This window comes from Arthrobacter sp. TS-15 (assembly GCF_006964045.1).
GTDB lineage: Bacteria > Actinomycetota > Actinomycetes > Actinomycetales > Micrococcaceae > Arthrobacter.
This window is the reverse complement of sequence record NZ_SDXQ01000050.1, coordinates 41,018-59,657: the sequence shown is the minus strand read 5'-3', so window position 1 is coordinate 59,657 and position 18,640 is coordinate 41,018. Positions and strand designations below refer to the sequence as shown.

General features: G+C 62.5%; 17 protein-coding genes. 11 read left to right on the top strand and 6 right to left on the bottom strand.

Annotated features, from left to right (window positions below; translation table 11 throughout):
• The first annotated feature begins 5 nt into the window (after positions 1 to 5).
• The 8 genes from EU811_RS19975 to EU811_RS19940 all read left to right on the top strand — a co-directional run bounded on the left by EU811_RS19975 (position 6) and on the right by EU811_RS19940 (position 11,171).
• Positions 6 to 422 (top strand): acyl-CoA thioesterase, encoded by a 417-nt coding sequence (locus EU811_RS19975; RefSeq protein WP_142940068.1) that lies wholly within the window; start codon positions 6 to 8, stop codon positions 420 to 422.
• Positions 423 to 502: 80 nt separating this feature from the next.
• Entirely contained in the window at positions 503 to 1,267 is a 765-nt protein-coding gene (locus EU811_RS19970; RefSeq protein ID WP_142940045.1) for a copper homeostasis protein CutC, read from the top strand.
• 185 nt (positions 1,268 to 1,452) lie between these two features.
• Positions 1,453 to 4,566, top strand: a complete 3,114-nt coding sequence (locus EU811_RS19965) for a glycoside hydrolase domain-containing protein (protein WP_142940044.1) — start codon at positions 1,453 to 1,455, stop codon at positions 4,564 to 4,566.
• Position 4,567: 1 nt separating this feature from the next.
• Positions 4,568 to 6,505: a DUF5107 domain-containing protein gene (locus EU811_RS19960; protein ID WP_238703477.1), complete on the top strand. Its 1,938-nt coding sequence runs from the start codon at positions 4,568 to 4,570 to the stop codon at positions 6,503 to 6,505.
• 87 nt (positions 6,506 to 6,592) lie between these two features.
• Positions 6,593 to 7,195 (top strand): DUF1349 domain-containing protein, encoded by a 603-nt coding sequence (locus EU811_RS19955; protein ID WP_142940043.1) that lies wholly within the window; start codon positions 6,593 to 6,595, stop codon positions 7,193 to 7,195.
• A 96-nt stretch (positions 7,196 to 7,291) separates the two neighbouring features.
• A complete protein-coding gene (locus EU811_RS19950) occupies positions 7,292 to 9,526 on the top strand; it encodes an McrB family protein (protein ID WP_142940042.1) in 2,235 nt (744 codons plus the stop codon).
• Positions 9,527 to 9,677: 151 nt separating this feature from the next.
• Complete coding sequence (locus EU811_RS19945) at positions 9,678 to 10,886, top strand: 5-methylcytosine restriction system specificity protein McrC (RefSeq protein ID WP_142940041.1); 1,209 nt, start codon at positions 9,678 to 9,680, stop codon at positions 10,884 to 10,886.
• Positions 10,887 to 10,919: 33 nt separating this feature from the next.
• Entirely contained in the window at positions 10,920 to 11,171 is a 252-nt protein-coding gene (locus EU811_RS19940) for a PLD nuclease N-terminal domain-containing protein (RefSeq protein WP_142940040.1), read from the top strand.
• Between the two features lie 3 nt (positions 11,172 to 11,174).
• Here EU811_RS19940 and EU811_RS19935 read toward each other — a convergent pair whose 3' ends face one another.
• Positions 11,175 to 12,845 carry a sensor histidine kinase gene (locus EU811_RS19935; protein ID WP_142940039.1) on the bottom strand — a complete coding sequence of 557 codons (1,671 nt, stop codon included), beginning with the start codon at positions 12,843 to 12,845 and terminating at the stop codon, positions 11,175 to 11,177.
• Positions 12,846 to 12,944: 99 nt separating this feature from the next.
• Between EU811_RS19935 and EU811_RS19930 the strand changes: the two genes are divergently transcribed.
• Positions 12,945 to 13,688, top strand: coding sequence for a response regulator transcription factor (locus tag EU811_RS19930; RefSeq protein ID WP_142940038.1), 744 nt, complete (start codon positions 12,945 to 12,947; stop codon positions 13,686 to 13,688).
• A gap of 67 nt (positions 13,689 to 13,755) precedes the next feature.
• Here the strand turns inward: EU811_RS19930 and EU811_RS19925 are convergent, their stop codons facing one another.
• Complete coding sequence (locus EU811_RS19925; protein WP_142940037.1) at positions 13,756 to 14,142, bottom strand: Hpt domain-containing protein; 387 nt, start codon at positions 14,140 to 14,142, stop codon at positions 13,756 to 13,758.
• Positions 14,143 to 14,330: 188 nt separating this feature from the next.
• Between EU811_RS19925 and EU811_RS23825 the strand changes: the two genes are divergently transcribed.
• On the top strand, positions 14,331 to 14,507 hold the full coding sequence (locus EU811_RS23825; RefSeq protein WP_165450215.1) for a hypothetical protein: 177 nt from the start codon (positions 14,331 to 14,333) through the stop codon (positions 14,505 to 14,507).
• Between the two features lie 69 nt (positions 14,508 to 14,576).
• Here the strand turns inward: EU811_RS23825 and EU811_RS19920 are convergent, their stop codons facing one another.
• The 3 genes from EU811_RS19920 to bioB form a co-directional block, all read right to left on the bottom strand.
• A complete protein-coding gene (locus EU811_RS19920; RefSeq protein ID WP_142940036.1) occupies positions 14,577 to 15,017 on the bottom strand; it encodes a very short patch repair endonuclease in 441 nt (146 codons plus the stop codon).
• Positions 15,018 to 15,058: 41 nt separating this feature from the next.
• Positions 15,059 to 15,196: a biotin synthase auxiliary protein BsaP gene (bsaP, locus tag EU811_RS24770; protein WP_446698068.1), complete on the bottom strand. Its 138-nt coding sequence runs from the start codon at positions 15,194 to 15,196 to the stop codon at positions 15,059 to 15,061.
• Positions 15,197 to 15,327: 131 nt separating this feature from the next.
• Positions 15,328 to 16,353, bottom strand: coding sequence for a biotin synthase BioB (gene bioB, locus EU811_RS19910; protein ID WP_142940034.1), 1,026 nt, complete (start codon positions 16,351 to 16,353; stop codon positions 15,328 to 15,330).
• Between the two features lie 195 nt (positions 16,354 to 16,548).
• Between bioB and EU811_RS19905 the strand changes: the two genes are divergently transcribed.
• Complete coding sequence (locus tag EU811_RS19905; protein ID WP_142940033.1) at positions 16,549 to 18,276, top strand: purine-cytosine permease family protein; 1,728 nt, start codon at positions 16,549 to 16,551, stop codon at positions 18,274 to 18,276.
• A gap of 160 nt (positions 18,277 to 18,436) precedes the next feature.
• Here the strand turns inward: EU811_RS19905 and EU811_RS19900 are convergent, their stop codons facing one another.
• Positions 18,437 to 18,622: a CsbD family protein gene (locus EU811_RS19900; protein ID WP_142940032.1), complete on the bottom strand. Its 186-nt coding sequence runs from the start codon at positions 18,620 to 18,622 to the stop codon at positions 18,437 to 18,439.
• Between the last annotated feature and the right edge of the window lie 18 nt (positions 18,623 to 18,640).

Below are 18,640 nucleotides of genomic sequence, written 5' to 3'. Positions count from 1 at the left end.
TACCCATGCGCTGGGGTGACATGGACGCCTACGGCCACATCAACAACGTCCAGATTGTGCGGATGCTGGAGGAAGCCCGTATCGCAGCCTTCGGGCCCCCTCGCGGAGCGGGCCTTCCGGGCGTAAAGCCCCCGGCGGCCCTGTTCAATGACGTCGAGGAAGGCACCATGACCCTGGTTGTGGAGCACAAAGTCCGGTACGTCCGGACTTTGGATTACCGCAACATCCCGGCTGTGGTGGAGATCTGGGTGGGGGCCATCAAAGGCGCCAGCTTCGATCTCCATTACGTCATCAAAGATCCTGTCACGCGGGAAGACTGCGTGAAAGCAACTACTCACCTGGCTTTCGTCGCCGAGGCCACAGGACGGGTCCTAAGGCTCACGCCGGAGCAAAAGGAAAAGCTGCAGAAGTACCAGGGCTGACGATTTTTTGTACAGCTGATGCCCTCAAAGGGCCGTCTTAGGGGCATCAGCTGTACAAAAATTCCACGTAGAGTTTCACCATGAAACTTGAAATTGCCGTGGTGAGTGCCGCGGGTGCAGGCACGGCAGCCGCCGAGGGAGCCGACCGCATCGAACTGTGCAGCAGCCTGGAACTTGGTGGCGTCACGCCAAGCCAAGGACTCATGGAAGCCAGCATGGAGCACGTTGACGGCCGTCTGGCGATCCATCCACTGATCCGCTCCAGGCCCGGCGACTTCCGGTACTCTGCGTCCGACGTAGACACCATGGTCCACGAGATCCGCCATCTGCTGGCTCAGGGTGCCCACGGGGTGGTGGTCGGGGCGCTCACCGCGTCCGGAGACGTAGACGTTCACGCGATCCAGCGCCTCGTGGATTCCGCCAAGGAAGCCAACCCGGAAGCAGAGTTGACCTTTCACAGGGCCATAGACCAGTCACGAGACCCCGTGGCCGCTCTTGAACAGCTGATGGAACTTGGCTTCACGCGGATCCTGACCTCGGGCCACGAGGCCACCGCGGGGGCCGGGCTGTCCACGTTGACCACCATGGCAGAACGTGCCGGGAGTGCACTGCAGATCATGGCCGGGGGAGGACTAACCCTTGACGACATCCCTGCGATGCACAGGGCAGGCCTTGCTGCGGTCCACCTTTCGGCCAAGAAGACGGTCTCCACCCTCGCCGATGGGGCGGTCTCCCTCGGTGCGCAGGACGGCAGCGATCCCACGGCTTACACAGTTACCAACCGCGACGTCGTCCGGGCGGCGAGGGCGAAAGTCAACGCACTGAACCTGGCTGCCTCCAAGTAGCACCTGGCCGCCTCCAACTAGCACCGTCATAATGCCCTGGCAGCGTCATGGCCAGTATTCGGGGGCGGGAATTGCAGTGATCGCGCATCGCAATAACCCTTTACGACTCCACGGAACGCCGGGATGATGTAAGGATTCACCAAACAGGTGAAAAACCCCGGAAGCTACCTTCAGGAGTCTCAGCGATGCCGCTGCCCGCGCCGGTTTCACCGGCCCTCATCACCCCGCCAAATCCCAGCAGAATCGGTTCAGTGACAGCCCACCCGGAGGTGGATTGTGGCATCGGCGCGTGGGACAAACTGCTCTACGGCAATCACCGATTCGTTGTGGAAGTCCTGGATGTGGCTGAAGCGGGGCTCAGCGGAAGGGGCGGCGGGATTGGTGCGGCCCACAGGGCTGTCATCCCGTGGCGGCGGCAGGACAAGGACCCCGCAACGGTTGATGTCATGGTCGTCTCGGAGAAGACCGGCATCAGGGTCCGGAACGTGATGGTGGAAGAGGCCACCCGCGAGTCCGGAACGGTTGTCTTCGAAGCCACAGAGGGCCCTGGCATCTACTTCGTCTTCTACCTGCCGTACGCCATGCTGGGGAAAGCCCACTATCCCCAGGCGCAGTACCTCCCGCGTCGTCCTGCCGCAGATCCGGCCTGGGCCGCCGCCGTCGGACGTTCCGCCTGGGCAAGCGGGGCGCAAGCTGCGCTGCCCACCGCCAAAGTCCTCCGATATGAGGCGGCAAGCGGACGGGACTCGTTCGCACCCATGAACTTCACCGCCCGCGCAGACGAACTGGAGCGGTTCCGGGCACTCCACGCGGGAGAAGCCCTACTGGTGTTTCCCGAGGACCGCCTGAATCCCATCTCCATGCGGCATGACCTACCGGCGCACTGGGTGATCAACGGGCCCTCGGAGGCTTTCCACGGCACTGCACAGGCTGGCGAGGACTATGTGGTCCAGTTGGGACTGTATGCGCAGAAGGATCTCAACGGCGTGACAGTTCAGGTCACCCCATCAGCCGGGGAAGAGCCAACGGGAGGAGACTCAACGGGAGGAGAAGGTACCAGCGGGCGCTGCATCAACACCGATGGCGTGGACAGGCTGGGCAAGCCATGGCACAGAGCCCTCAACATTCCTGCCGGCACTGTACGGGCTTTGCTGGTGGTCCTTCCCATCCCTGAGGCAGCTGCGGGAACCACGCACTCCGCCATGGTGACTATCCATGCAGCGGGGGAGCCACCACGGGAGATCGTGGTCAGGCTTGATGTGGCCGCGGAAACAGATCCGGCACTCCTTGCGGGCGGTTTCGGAGATGCACGTTCCCTTCGGCGCCTGGCCTGGCTGGATTCGCGAGTGGCTCAGGACGCGGAGCTCGTTAGGCCATATACGGCCATCACTTTGGACGAAACGAGCAGGACGTTGGGGATTCTGGGCAGGTCCTTGCAGCTGACGGAGTCCGGACTTCCGGCGCAGGTGACGTCAACGTTTACCACCGCGGTGACCGCAACGGATGGTCCCGTCGTCGAGCTTTTCAGTGCTCCCATGCGGCTGGACGTTGAGGGAATTGATTGGACGCACGGTCAGCTAGTTTTCACTGAGGACGGCCCGGCGCGGATGTCGTGGCGCTGCGCCTGGACAGGTCGCAAGGACGGCAAGGCGGCGCTGACGCTGGAGCTGAACGGCGTTCTCGACGCCGATGGGGCAGTTTCGTACTCGCTGCGGCTCAGCCCGGTGGGGACCTTGGAGGTGAACGACGTCGGCCTGCAGCTGGCGCTCCATGAGGCTTCGGTTCCGCTGGCCATGGGGTTGGGCATCCCGGGTGGAAGACGGCCGGACACCATCGACTGGACTTGGGACGTGGCGACGAAGAACCAGGATGCGTTGTGGCTGGGGAGTGTTAATGTAGGCGTCCAGCTTTCCTTACGTGATGGCAGCTATGAACGGCCGCTCAACACCAACTTCTACCGGGAGAAGCCGTTGGTGGAACCGGGATCGTGGGCCAACCGCCAGCAGGCCGGCGGTGATTGCGGAGTCCGGGGCGGTGTCGCGTTGCGGACATCGGAGGACACAGCCACGCTGCGTGCCTTCAGTGGTGCCCGGACCCTAAGGGCGGATGAGCCATTGGACTTCGATTTCCGCCTGCTGCTGACACCGTTCAAGCCGATCGATCCCGGCAAACACCTTGGAAAACGGTACTTCCACGCTCCTGAAAACCCTGCGGACACTAAGGCCGCTGGTGCCACCGTGGTCAACGTTCATCACGCCACGGCGCCGGCGCCCTATATCAATGATCCCTTGCTGACCCAGGACTCGCTGCGGAAGTACGTGGCCCAGTGCCATCAGCACGGGCTCAAAGCCAAGGTTTACAACACGGTCCGCGAGCTCACGTTCCATAGCCCTGAGCTGCTGCCGTTGCTGCACCTGGACCACGAAGTCTTCAGCGACGGACCAGGGGCAGGCCACATGTGGCTGCAGGAACATGCCGGCAGCGGCTACGTTTCAGCGTGGTTTGCACCCAATGTAGAGGACATCGCCGTGGTGACAACCGGCGAATCGCGGTGGGAGAACTTCTACGTGCGGAGCCTTCAGGAACTGGCCGGCGGGAAGGACGGGATTGACGGCATCTACCTGGATGACATCGCCTATGACCGCCACGCCATGCAGCGGGTCCGCAAGGTCCTGGAGCGGGCCTGCATAACCCGTGGTGTAGACGGCCCTGAGATTGACCTCCATTCAGCAAACCAGTTCACTGCGCACGACGGTTACGCGTCCTCCGCCAATCTGTACATGGAGCACTTGCCGTATGTGGACAGGCTATGGCTGGGGGAGTACTTCGACTACAACACCACCGATCCCGACTATTGGCTGGTGGAGCTCTCCGGCATTCCCTTCGGCCTCATGGGCGAGATGCTGGAAGGCGGTGGCAACCCATGGCGTGGCATGGTGTTCGGGATGACAGGCCGGGCACCTGCCGTGGACAACCGCCCGCTCTGGGAGTTCTGGGCCCAAACCGGGTTGGAGCACGGGCATATGCAAGGGTTTTGGGACCCGCAGGCCCCCGTAAAGACAAGTCACCCGGACGTTCTGGCCACCACGTGGCTCACGGAGCAAGGAATGGTTGTAGCGCTGGCCTCCTGGGCCGCGGACACTGAACAAGTGACGCTGATTTTCGACGACGATGCTGCCGCCACCAGAATCATCAAGGCCCCCACCATCGCCGGCTTCCAATCTGCCGCGAGCTACGTGCCCGGCCAAGCCATAGCCATCGAGCCGCAGCGCGGCCTCCTTCTCACGATCGGATACTGACGTGGCAGACACAGCAACCTCCACCCTCACAGTCACCACCGTTTCCCTGACCATGGCCGAGCTCGGCCCGCTCAACCCCTTGCCCGTGGTGGCGGCTGAGCTGGACCAGCCCTACACCGTGGGAGAGGGGGTGCCGGAGGATCTCCAGGCCTCGGCGCGGTTCGGTGTGGTGCCCAACGTTTACCCGTACCTCATGCAGGACGGCTACAGCCGGGACGCGGCACCCAAGGAAGTGCCCGCCGTCGTGCTTGAAAACAGCAAACTCAAGGTGACGGTCCTCCCGTCGCTGGGAGGCCGCATCTGGGAACTGTTCGACAAAAAGACGGGCAAGCAGCTCCTCCACACCCACGATGCCCCGCAACTGGCCAACATCGCGCTGCGCAAGGCCTGGTTCGCCGGTGGGCTGGAATGGAACATCGGCACCCGAGGCCATTCGCCCACCATTTGCGATCCTTTGCACACCGCGATTGTCCGCACCCCGGACGGCAAGCACATCCTGCGAATGTGGGAATACGAGCGGCTGCGGGAAGTGGTTTTTCAAGTGGACATCTGGCTGCCCGGCGACTCGCCTGTGGTCTTCGCGGCGGTGCGGATCCGCAACCCAAGCGACCACGAGGTCCCCATGTACTGGTGGAGCAACGCAGCCATCCCTGAGACGGAGCGGACCCGCGTGATCGCCCCGGCGGATGAGGCCTTCGGCAGCGACTACACCATGGACATCACTCGCGTCCGGCCCACCGACCACGAAGGATATGACGGCACCTGGCCGGTCAACAGCCCCCACGCGGTGGATTTCTTCTTCGACATCGACCCTTCCGAACGGCGTTGGGTTGTTGCAGCCGACGACGACGGCGACGGGCTGGCGATGCTCTCCACGGGACTCCTCCGCGGCAAGAAGCTCTTCGTATGGGGCCAGGGGCAGGGCGGCAAGCGGTGGCAGGAATGGCTGAGCCCCGGAGCTGGACCGTATGCCGAAATCCAGGCGGGTTTGGCGCAGACGCAGTTTGAACACCTTGTCATGCCAGCCGACGCGGAGTGGGCATGGGTAGAGGCCTACGGTAACGGTCATCTCGATCCGGAAACCTCGCACGGTGCCGACTGGGACGCTGCGGTGGCCAACGCCAGCCAGCGATTGGAGCAACTCCTGCCCCATGACGAACTCGAGGCCATGCTTCCCGCAGCCCTCAACGACGCCGACATCCCGCCGTCCACCATGCTGCTGCGCGGCAGTGGTTGGGGCGTTCTTGAACGCGCCCGGCGCCGGAAATCCGGGAAGGGCTGGGTGGATGAGAGCGGTACACCTTTCGGGGTGGAGAGCGTCACGGCCGAGCAGGAACCGTGGCTCGGTCTGTTGGAGGGAAAAACGTTCGACGGCGGGCCCGGTTTCGTCGCCGGGGCGGACTGGGAAGAGTTGCTTGGTGGGCAGGCCAGCCCCGAATCGAGGTTTCACCTGGCCACCATGAAGCACGCCCGTCAGGACCTGGACGGTGCGAAGGCGGGGTACCGCGGGGTGCTTTCCGACGGAGGGGCCGCTCCCGGCATCAGGGCGCTCGCGCACCGCGGCTTGGGCTTGGCCCTGCTCGCCGCAGGTCAGGAGACTGATGGACTTACCGAGCTCCGGAGGGGCGTTGACGCTGACCCCTCCACCACAGCCTTGCTGACGGAAGCCGTCACGCTCAGCATCCGGCACGGGGACCCCGCCATGGCACTGGGACTGGTGGAGTCGGCACCCAAGGAGGGCGCCGGCGTCGGACGTTTGAGGTTCCTCAAGGCGCTGGCGCTCGCGCGAACCGGGAAAGCCACCGAAGCAGCCGCGATCCTGCGTGAGGGCGTCGAGATTCCGGACCTCCGCGAGGGCGAGGACGCCATAGCGGCCTTGTGGGAAGAAGTGTGCCCGGACGAGCCCGTCCCTGCGGCCTATCAGTTCGGGATGCACTGACGGGCGCGCGGTGTGGCCTCCCGCACATCGGGGGTAATCTCTGAAAGCGTGTTCTGGTACATGCAGACGCAACGAACGGAGCACGTAATGCCCCCCGAAATACCGGGACTGCCAGCCTTGGAATGGTCCTCCTCAGACGGCCATGCCAGCTACGACCAGGCGGAGGGGACGCTGACGCTCACGGCAGCCCCCGGCGTCGACTGGACCAACGATTCCCTGGGCGGCGAGCCGCAGCACCGCGCCACAGCGTTGGGCTTCAGGGCACCTGCCGCGTTCTCACTCTCAGCCCGGGTGTTGGTGGCCTCACCACGGACAACGTTCGACGCCGGTGTGCTGACTTTGTGGGCGGACAGCGAGCACTGGGCCAAGCTCTGCTTCGAGTATTCTCCGCAAGGGGAAGCCATGGTGGTCAGCGTTGTGACCAACAACTACTCCGACGATTCCAACGGCCCCGTGGTGGACGCCCCGTGGGTTTACCTGCGCGTGAGCCGGGTAGGGCCAGCGTGGGCTTTCCACTGGTCATCGGACGGCCGGGAATGGTCCTTCGTACGGCTGTTCAGGCTGGATACGGAGAAGGCAGTGCACGTCGGGTTCATGTCGCAAGCGCCCATGGGCGAGAGCTGTGAGGCACGTTTCGACGCCATCGAAGTGAAGGACGAACCTCCGGCTGACCTCCGCGACGGAAGTTAGCGCTGGTCAATCGGGGGTTGAACGCAGCTTAGCCGGGATGGGCAGCAAGCCTGTGGATATCCAGATGCTTGGATAAACCAAACAAGGTAAGTTGGCATGGTGATTCCCTCCGTAAAAACTGCCATTGACCGCGCCCCCGGAGTCTCCAAGGAGATCGAGGACGCAGCTTGGTATGTGCTGGGTCCGGCGCTCCACGGGAGACCCTCGGCGCTGGACGGCAGGACGTTGACGTGGACCGCAGATGCTGCCGCTGAGCTCCTGGAAAGGCTTGAACGCGGGGTGGAGGACTCCAAAGCCCCCATGATGACCAACCTGCGGCAGAACCTTCATGGCGCGTCCCGGGAAGCCAAGCTGCTGGCCGTGGAACTGCTATTCCTGCAATCACTGCCGCTCGCGCACGAGGTCAAGTCCCTCCGGGTCAAGCGTGCCCGCGTCACCGAGGCCGCATCATGGGTTGAGCCGCCCATCGAGCTGCCGGAAGAGCTATATGAGGGCATGACGGACCACGGCGTCATCCGTGACCGCACCGCCGAGTTCAACTGGACCATCTGGGACCACCTGAAATGGCTGTGCCGCTTCGTGGCCCACGTGGACAGCCAAAGCACAGCCACCATCAACGAGGCACTCGCGGACCCGCTGAAGTTCCATGAACTGGCCGCCGCAACGCCCGAGGATCAGCCTGCCCTGCGCCGCAGCATCGAGTACTTGGTGTGGCCGAGCTACTTTGAGCCCGTAGTGGCAGACGTTGAACGCCAGGAAATCCGGGACGCCTTTGCTTCTCTCGTCGGCGGGGCCGGGGGCGATACAGACGAGGACATTACCGCCGACATCCACCGCATCCGCCTGCACCTGGACGAGCAAGCCGGGCAGCGCATCGACTGGTACGGACGCCAACTGGTAAGCCAATGGCGCAAGGTGGGAGATCCGGGGCGCCGTTCCTGGCTCCTGCGTACCCATCACGACAATGCGGACCTGCTGGCCGCCTGGGTTGCCGAAGAGAAGGCCACCTTGGATGTGGAACATCTGCGCGCCCTCAACGCAGGCGTCACGGCAGGCGTTGTCCAGCATGCCGTGGATGAGGATTACAAGCACCTGGGCTACGTGGAGCGCGAAGACACCAAAACAGCTGTTTTCGCTTTCCTGACAGTCATGAAGCCAGGTGACCTCACGCTGTACCAGCACGCCGGCCGGGTAAGGGTTGGGGTGGTCCTCGGAGAACCCGAACACCATGAAGACAATCGGCGGATCCGCCGCAAGGTCCGCTGGTTCGATGACAGTTACGCTATCCCCGAGCTTCCCCGTCACGCCCAGCGTCAACTTTCCACACCGGGCATCATCGTGGACGTCACCAGGGTGATTCAGGCCCTGCAGGAGCTGCTCCCCGTGGAAGCCGAAACCGATGGCGAGGACGAAGCCCCGCCCACTACCGTCGTCGAGGTTGTCCAGCAAGGGTTCCGGCCGCTGACCGAAGAGTTTGCAGCGTCCCTGCACATGGACGTTGAACCACTCAAGGAGATCGCTGAACTTCTCGAGGAAAACCGCCAACTGGTTCTTTATGGTCCGCCGGGAACCGGCAAAACCTACCTTGCAAAGCATCTAGCCGCCGAGTTGGCCGGTGACCACACCGACGAACGGGTGAAGCTGGTCCAGTTCCATCCCTCGTATGCCTACGAGGATTTCTTCGAGGGCTACCGGCCGGACAAAACTGATGATGGCCAAGTGTCCTTCAAGCTTGTGGCCGGTCCACTGCGGCGTCTCGCCGAGGAGGCCGCGAAACCCGAGAATGCGCACAAGCCGTACTTCCTGATCATCGATGAAATGAACCGCGCCAACCTGGCCAAGGTCTTCGGCGAGCTCTACTTCCTCCTGGAATACCGGGACGACCGCATCTACCTCCAGTACAGCCCCAATGAGCCCTTCAGCTTGCCGGACAACCTTTACATCATCGGAACCATGAACACCGCGGACCGTTCCATCGCCATGATGGACGCCGCCATTCGCCGGCGGTTTGCGTTCATCGAGCTCCACCCCAAAGAGGAGCCGATCCGTGGCACGCTGCGTCGCTTCCTGGAAGCCCGCGGTCTGGACACCCTCAACGCGGACCTGCTGGATGCGCTCAATGACGCGATCGACGACTGGGACCGGGACCTGATGATCGGGCCGTCCTACTTCATGAAGAACGCGGCCCAGAACCCCACTGGACTCCGCCGCATCTGGAAGTACGAGCTCATGCCGTTGCTGGAGGAGCACTATCACGGGCAGCTGAACCGGGCGCAGCTGGAGGAACGCTTCGGCCTGGACCAGCTGCTGGGACGTCTTGCAGCCCGCTAAAGGCATCCCGCCAAGGCCCGGCCGTGCGCCCGCCAGCGCGGGGGGTGTGCCCGCCAGCGCGGGAAGTGCGCCCGCCAGCGCGGGGCGGGTCACTACGGGCCGTGCGTCCGCCAGCGCGGGGCGGGTCAACTCCGGCCCCCGGCATATCGTCATGGACGAGCTCTCCCGCGGGGTGGTGGAAAAACTCGATCCCCAATCGGCGGCATTCATCAACACCAGCGGGCTGGCCAAGGCCTCTCCCATGGGCATGGGCCTCTACCGGATTGAACCCGTTGGCAAGGTGGGCTCAGTACGGACCACCACGGTGCAGCTCGAAGTCCGTCCCAAGGACCGGCTTGGCCTGAGCAGGCTCCTCTTCCTGCTCAGCTACGCCGGAGAGCAGGGCTTCCGTGATCACTCAGTGGAGGCCGTGGAGCACCCGGACCTGTGGAGCGCACTGGCCGAATCACTAGCTCAGTTGGCGGACAAAGCCCTGAGCCGTGGCGTCCTGCAGGGCTACCTCACCGTGGAGGAGTCCTTGCGCACCGTCAAAGGGCGCATCCGGATCTCGGACCAGATTTCACGACGTCCCGGGATGATGGTGCCATTGGAAGTCTCCTACGACGAATTCACAGAGGACATCGCGGAGAACCGTATCCTCCGTGCTGCCTTGGAGCGCATGGGTCAGGTTCCCGGCGTCCGGCCCACTGTCCTGAGCCGTTTGCGGCAGCTCAAGGGAAAGCTCGACGCCGTCACACGGCTCCAGTCCGGAGCGCCCCTGCCGCCGTGGCGGGCCAGCCGGATGAACCTCAGGTACCACCCCGTGCTGCGCCTGGCCGAGGTGATCCTCCGCAACGCTTCCGCCGAGGCCGGTGAGGGTAAGCAGCAAACTGCGTCCTTCGTGGTGGACATGGGCCAGGTGTTCGAGGAATTCGTGGGGACCGCGTTGCGCAGCGCCATGAGTGCCCACCCGGGAGAGATGCGCCTCCAGTACGGCGCGCTCCTCAATGAGGCAGTCCGGGACTCCGATCGCATTACCGTTCGTCCGGACGCCGTGCATTTCCTGGGTGGGCGTCCCGTGGTGGTCTACGACTCCAAATACCAGGCAGCCTCCGACGCCGGCGCGTCCCTAAGCGCGGACCACTACCAGTTGCTGGCATACTGCACAGCCCTCAGGGTACCCACCGCATGGCTCGTCTACGCGGGTTCGGGGGAAATGAAGCTGCGTAGGATCCTCAACACGGACATCGACATTGTGGAGTACCCGCTGGACCTGTCCTTGCCGCCGTCGGAAATCCTGGCCGCAGTCGCTGACCTGGCCGAACAATCCTGGGGCGAAGTAGTACGCCAGGCTGTGGCGGGTCGCCCGGCGTCGGACTAGCCTGATAAGTAAATCTTCACTGGAGGAGGCATCATGGCCCGCAGGAAATCGTGGCGCGACATGTCCAAAGGCCAACGGATCATGCTGATGGTCAGTGGCGCCGTCAACATGGCCTTGCTGGGCGCGGCGCAGCGGAGCATCGGCAAGACTCCTGACGATCAGATCAGAGGCAAGAAGGCGGTCTGGCGCGCTGTCTCCTTCATCAACTTCTTCGGCCCGGTCAGCTACTTCCTGTTCGGCCGCCGTCGGGACGCTGAGATGGGTGCAGGCGCCCCTAAGCGCTGATGCTCACGAGGGCATCTTCACCGTGAACGTGGTGCCCCGGCCTGGTTCGCTGTCCAACGTGATGGTTCCGCCGTGCGCCTCAACAATGGCTTTGCTGATGGGCAGTCCAAGCCCGACGCCGGGAATGGCGCTTTTGCGTACGCCGCCGGCCCGGAAGAACTTGGTGAAAGCCTCGGCCTGTTCCTCTTCGTTCATCCCCATCCCGGTATCGGTTACCCGGCAGAAGATGAAGTCCTGATCCTCCCAAGCGGCCACTTCAACGTCCCCGCCGTCGGGGGAGTACTTGATGGCATTCGATACCAAGTTGTCCAGTACCTGCGCGATCCTTGAGGAGTCGATGCGGGCTTCCAAGGCGTCGGGGAGATCCACGGAGAGCCTGATGCCGGCCTTGGCGGCACGGGGCTCTGCGGAGTTGACGCTCCCGCGCACCAACTCGGCAACGTCCACTGTGTGAGGTTGAATGACGATCTGGCCCGAACGTATGGCCAGCAAGTCCGAGACGAGGGTCAGGAGCCTCTCCGCGTTCCGCCTGACGATGTCCAGCTGTTTGCGTGCCTTGGCGTCGAGGGTGTCCGGCTCATCCAGGATCAGCTCAACGTACCCAAGGATGGACGTTAGAGGCGTACGGAACTCGTGGGATACGTTGGCAACAAAGTCGTCTTTGGCGGCGAGGGCGTTCACCAAGTCCGTGACGTCGCTGAACACCACTACGGACCCGGCGAACTTGCCGGAGTCGTCCACCATGGGGCGTGCGCTCGCGGTGAAGGCACGTTGATCGCTCCCAGAACCCAACCACACCAACTGGTCGGTGAACCTTTCGCCCAGGACTGCACGGCGCACCGGCCTGCGGTCGGCATCCAGGGGCGTGGTCCGGTCCGTGTCGAAGATGAGCAACTGGGATTCGTTGGGATCGTCATTGTCCGGGGGAGTTGCCAGTGCGTGTGTTTGGCGCTGGCGACGGTTCATGAGGATGTCATGGCCATCGCCGTCGACTGCCACCACGCCCAGGGGAAGGGCTTCCATGACGGTGTTCAGGAGCCGTTCCTGTTTGGTGCTGACGCTCAGTGCTTCCTTAAGGGCCTCGTCCTTCTGCTCCAACGCACGCTGCTGACGCACCATGCTCAGGGTCAGAACACTCACGGAAACACCGATGCCCAACATGAGGATGGGGAACAGCAGTGGCTTGGTGAGGTCCTGTTCGCTGAGGGTCCCTCTCACGAACAAGGGAACCCAGACGATCCCTAACGGTCCCAGGAAGGACAGGACAATGGCCAGTTTCGGGTACAACCCTGAAGCACACAGCCAGATGACGGGCAACACCACCAGGACGCTGAGGCCGGTGATGGACTCCACCGCACCTTCACGGGCGAAGCCGATGGAGACCATGTCCAGGATGGGGATGCTGAGGAAGGTGGCGAACGGGAGCCGGTGCCAGGGCACAATGATGCACAGTGCCAGGAGGAGCGCCTGACTCAGCAGGAAAATGAGGAACAGCGGATTTTCGAGCGTGGCAGGAAAATACAGCCAAACCAGGATGGCCGAAATACAGACACACACGGATAACGGCAATTGGCTGAGCACTACTCGCATACGCAGGGTATGTTCGTGGAAAGAGCGCCGAAAAACCAACAATTGCTTCTTTTCACCAATGTCCCACGTTGACGGCGGGGTCATGGCACATCCACCAAAAATGCGGAAGAAAGTCGGTTCATGAGATCAGCCTAACCATAATGGATATACTTCTGAGGTTATCGAAGGGGCTGAGGGGCAGCGATGAGTGAAGCACGTGTGGGGCTGGTCATTGAAGATGATCAGGATATCCGCGAATTGGTACGCGTAGTTCTATCCCAGGCGGGGTTTGATGTGCACGTCGCGTCCACCGGATCCGCAGGTGTGACGTCGGCCCGCGAGCTGAATCCGGATGTCATTACGCTGGACTTGGGTCTTCCCGATATCGACGGTTTTGAGGTTGCCCGCCAGATCCGGAAATCCTCGGACGCCTACATCATCATGTTGACCGCCCGCGCCGAAGAGCTGGACACCCTCATGGGTCTGGAAGCCGGCGGCGACGACTACCTCACCAAGCCCTTCCGTCCCCGGGAACTGCGCGCGCGCGTCGAAGCGATGATGCGGCGTCCGCGGGCGTCGTCCGAATCCAAGAGCGCTCCGGAAGAAGTGGTGGACCCCGAGGTTAGCCACAACGGTCTGGCCGTTTCCGCCGGGTCGCGCACAGCGGTCCTGAACGGCACCGAACTCAAGCTGACCCGCACCGAGTTCGACCTCCTGCTCGCCCTGTTGGAGACCGGGCGGATTGTGCGGACCAAGGCAGACCTCGCCCGTCGCCTCCGCAACGAACCCTACGACGTCGGCAGTTACGTCAGCGACGCGGACGAGCGCGCCGTTGAGGTACACATGGGAAATCTGCGCAAGAAGCTCGGCGACAGCATTCAGGCGCCCCGCTGGCTTGAGACGGTACGCGGCGTCGGCTACAGGCTCGCGCCCGCCTCAAACAACTAAGCCCGGCCGTCCATGAACTGGGCTGCAGGGGCTAGTTGGGCTGCAGCGCCTAGTTGGGCTGAAGCGGCTAGTTAGGCTGCAGGGGCGTTTCCAGTTCCTGGATGGTGCCGGAGACAAAATTCTCGATTTCGTGGACCTGCGCGGCCAAGCGGTCCAAGTGGTCTCCGTTCGGCAGGAGTCGGATGCTGATCTCCAGCTCGGTCGCCAAGCGGTTCATGCAGATGGCGCCCACCATGTGGCTGGAGGCTTTGAGGCTGAGGACTGCGTCCATGGCGTCCTCAATGTCCTGCCTTTCCAGTGCGCGGTGTAGCCGACCCACCCGCCAGGGCAGAAGCTCCACATAGTTGCGTACGAAGCTGCTGATGATGCTGTGGTCGCCGCCCAACTCTGCTTGGAGTTCGGTGAGAACGGTGCGATCCACCAGGGCGTCGGTGCACTCGTCGTACTCAGACACCAAACCCCTCCCGCCTCCAAACAATAGATTCACCATTCAACAGTAGGACCCGTGGAAGTTGCGCAACGCCAAATATCCAAAGATTGATCCAATCTTGAGCGGACTCAGAGGCGCTCTTGATCTCGCCCCCACAAAGTAGTGAAAGCAGATCTGGATGTCTCCAGGCTGGACCAGGAACGGGGAAGAACATGGACAGTGGTGCTCGCCCGTCACCGGGCCTCCTGCTCATCATCGTGGTCTGCATGACGGTACTGCTGGGCATTGGAGGTTCGGCCGCCTTCTCGCTTTGGCAGCAGAGTTCCCAGCCCAATGTCACGGACAACACGGTCAATTCCGCGCCAACCACCACAACCGCGCCTAGATAGCCGCTGACTTGCGGAGCCGCATCGCTGGCATAGTGCGGAGTTAATTTGCGGGCGTAGTGCGTAGCCGGCCTAACCCGCAGCGGACTCCAGGAATGCTGTGAGCCGATCCTCGAGCACGGACATATTCTTAAGTTGGCACTCCCAGACCGTGAGCACCTGCCAGCCGGCAGCTGTCAACTGTTCCCGCTGCAGGGCGTCCCTTTCGCGGGTTCGTCTTCTCTTGACTTCCCAGAACTCGGCATTTGCCGCCGGAGCATGCTGTCCCGCTTTGCAATCATGGACATGCCAGAAACAGCCATTGACGAAAATGACCTTGCGCCTGCCCGCAAACACCAAATCCGGGCGGCCCGGCAGCTTCACTGCTCCGGACTGCCCGTGCAACCGGTACCGGTAGCCTTTCGCGTGCAGGAGTTTACGAACCAGCAGCTCTGGTTTGGTGTTCTTCCCGCGGATTTTCGACATGTTGCGGCTGCGTTGCTCCCGCGTCAGAAGGTCCCGGCTCCCGGTCATGCATCCAGCCTACCCAGGGAGTTTTTGTACAGATACCGCCCTTATGAGGTGCTGTTAGGGGCGGTATCTGTACAAAAACTCATCAGGCCGTGGCGCGAACACTCCGCGGTCCACCCCAACGGAGTGACCTGCACTTTCATGCGGCGCCGGCACTCCGGACAAAAGCGCGGCGGCTCCATCGCCAGGCGCTGTTGGCAGCTGCGGTGGGCGTCCGACGTCGGACCGTCACCATCGGTGCCGAACGTGCCGCCGTCGGTGCTGAAAGTGCCGCCGCCGCAGTGGCCGCAGAACTTCTGTGACTCTGCAGCCTTCATAGAGACTTCTGGAACTCCTTGATGGGCATGTTCAGTTCCACCAAGAGGTTGAGGTCCGCATTTGCCGGCCGGCCCAGGGTGGTGAGGTAGTTGCCCACAATGACGGCGTTGATACCACCCAGGAGACCGTCGCGGGTGCCGAGGTCGCCAAGGGTCAGTTCACGGCCGCCGGCGTATCGGAGAACGGTCCGCGGCATCGCCAGCCGGAACGCGGCGATAGCACGGAGGGCATCCTTGCCGTCCATGATTCCCTGGTTTTCCAAAGGTGTGCCGGGGCGGGGATTAAGGAAGTTCAGTGGGACTTCGTGCGGTTCAAGGGCGGCAAGCTGGGCAGCGAGTTCGGCCCGCTGGGCCAATGATTCACCCATGCCGATCAGCGCACCGCAGCATAGTTCCATTCCGGCGGCCTTCACCATGGCGCACGTCTCGAGGCGTTCCTCATAGCTGTGAGTGGTAACGACCTCGGGGAAGTAGCTGCGCGCTGTCTCAAGGTTGTGGTTGTAGCGGTGGACGCCCCACTCGGCCAGCTGGTCCACTTGGCGTTGCGTGAGCATGCCCAGCGAGCAGGCGATGTTGATGTCCACTTCTTCATTGATGCGGTCGATCGCGAACTTGATCTGGTTCATGAGCTTGATGTCCGGGCCCCGGACAGCCGCCACGATGCAGAACTCGGTGGCACCGGTGGCTGCGGTTTCCTTGGCTGCCTTAACCAGCTCCGGGATGTCCAGCCAAACGCCACGGACGGGGGAGTCGAACAGGCCCGACTGGCTGCAGAAATGGCAGTCTTCCGGGCAGCCACCGGTCTTGATGGAGATGATGCCTTCCACCTCAACATCCTCACCACAGTGCTTGAGGCGAACCTCATGCGCGAGTTGCAGGGCTTCGGGGATGGCGTGGTCGGGGAGCTCCAGGATCTGGATGAGTTGGGATTCGTTCAGGCCTTCGCCCCGTTCAAGGACCTGCTCGCGGGCGGTGTCCAGAATGGCGTAGGTGGTGGTCTCAAGGGGTGCTTGGGTGCTCATGTCCTTGACGGTATCGGTGCAGGTGGAGGGCGATTTTGTGGGGTGCGCACAAACTGTGGAGCTGGATTTTGGTGCTGGCCGCGCGGGGCGGCTGATGCAGAAGTTACAGCTGTGAAACATGGACGTGACTGAATTGACGCGCTGCGTGACTAGCGTCGTGGGCGAAGCACCCTCCCCGGACGAAAGCGACCACGAATGAGTGACGATAAGACGAGTACCGCAACATTGGAGCCGACGACGGCGGCTGGAACCGCCGTCGGAACCGCCGGCTCTGTTCCAATAGCGCAAGGCAACGCCGACGCGATGAGTGCTGCGAAGGAGAGCCTGGAGGATTACACGCTCCGGTTCGCTCCGCGGTCCTACCGGAAATGGAGCGCCGGTGTGGTGGCCACCAGTGCGTTGGGCGGCATCGCCTACCTGGCCGACTTCTCCATCGGCGCGAACATCGGCATCGCCTATGGAACAGTGAACGCGATCTTCGGCATCATCGTGGCCGCGGTGATCATCTTCGCCACCGGCTTCCCCTTGGCCTATTACGCAGCACGCTACAACATCGATTTGGACCTGATCACCCGCGGCTCGGGGTTCGGCTACTACGGCTCAGTGGTCACCAACATCATTTTCGCCACGTTCACGTTCATCTTCTTCGCGCTTGAGGGCTCCATCATGGCCCAAGGGCTGCAGCTGGGCCTCGGTATTCCGCAGTGGATCGGCTATGCGGTGTCCACCATCATCATCATTCCGCTGGTGATCTACGGAATGAAGACGCTCGCTACTTTGCAGGTGTGGACCACGCCACTGTGGCTGCTGCTCATGGTGGTTCCCGTGGGCTATCTGCTACTGTCCCACCCCGAGAGCATCGACGCCTTCTTCGCGTTCACCGGCGCTTCCGGGCAGGGTGGACCTAACCTGGCATCGGTGATGTTGGCGGCCGGTGTGTGCCTGTCACTCATGGCACAGATCGCGGAGCAGATCGACTACCTGCGCTTTATGCCGCCCAAGACTGCTGAGAACAAGGGTGCTTGGTGGCGTGCAGTGATCCTGGCCGGACCGGGCTGGGTCATCTTCGGTGCCATCAAGCAGATCATCGGCCTGTTCATCGCGATTTACCTGATCGCCAAGCTGGATCCTGCGGCTGCGGTGCATGCAAATGAGCCCGTTCACCAGTTTCTGGGCGTCTACGAAGAGATGATGCCGGCCTGGCTCGCCATGACTTTGGCCGTGGTGCTGGTGGTCATCTCGCAGATCAAGATCAACGTCACCAACGCCTACTCCGGCTCGCTGGCCTGGACCAACTCCTTCACGCGCATCACCAAGACCTACCCGGGCCGCATGGTGTTTGTTGTGGTGAACCTGGTGATTGCGCTGGTGCTTATGGAATCGAACATGTTCGAGTTCCTCAACACGATCCTGGGCTTCTACGCCAACTGCGCCATGGCCTGGGTGGTCACGGTGGCCTCGGACATAGCCATCAACAAGTATCTGCTGAAGATCTCGCCCAAGGTTCCGGAGTTCCGCCGCGGGATGCTCTACGCCGTCAATCCCGTGGGTTTCGTGTCCATGCTGGTCTCCGCAGGGGTTTCCATCGCCGTCTTCTTTGGCGCCTTCGGTTCCGCAGTACAGCCGTTCTCGCCGATCTTCGCAGTGGGCCTGGCCTTGGTGCTGCCGACCCTGTTGGCTCTGGCCACCAAGGGGCGCTACTACCTCCGCCGGATCGACGACGGCATCGACCTGCCGATGTTTGACGCCGACGGCAACCCCAGCGATGCCAAGCTGATGTGCCACGTGACAGGCATCGAGTTCGAACGTCCGGACATGCTCCGCTCCGCTCAGGACGGGCCCGACGGCGAACCCCAGTACATCTCGTCCCTGGCGTTGTCCACGGACAAGACGGGCGCGCTGGTACTCCCGGCCCAAAAGTAACCCCCGCCGACCCAACTGAGTCGCAGTTAGGCGCGTTTAGAGCCCTCAAAACGCGCTTGAATGCTACTTACTTGGGTGCACGCAAACGCCCCGGCCTTCTTTCGAGCGCCGGGGCGTTGTGCTGTGTGAATTATTTAGTTGTGGTTGTTGCTGTGGGGGCTTACTTGTCGAAGACGTCCTTCGCGGTGTCCTTGACGTTCTCGCCGGCCTGCTTGGTCTTGGCAGCCGCTTGATCAGCGACGCCCTCGGCCTGCAGTTTCTCATTGTTCGTTGCGTCGCCCAAGGCTTCCTTTGCCTTACCGGTGACTTCCTGTGCCTTGTTGCTGATCTTGTCTCCGAGTCCCATGGGCCCTCCTTCGATGTA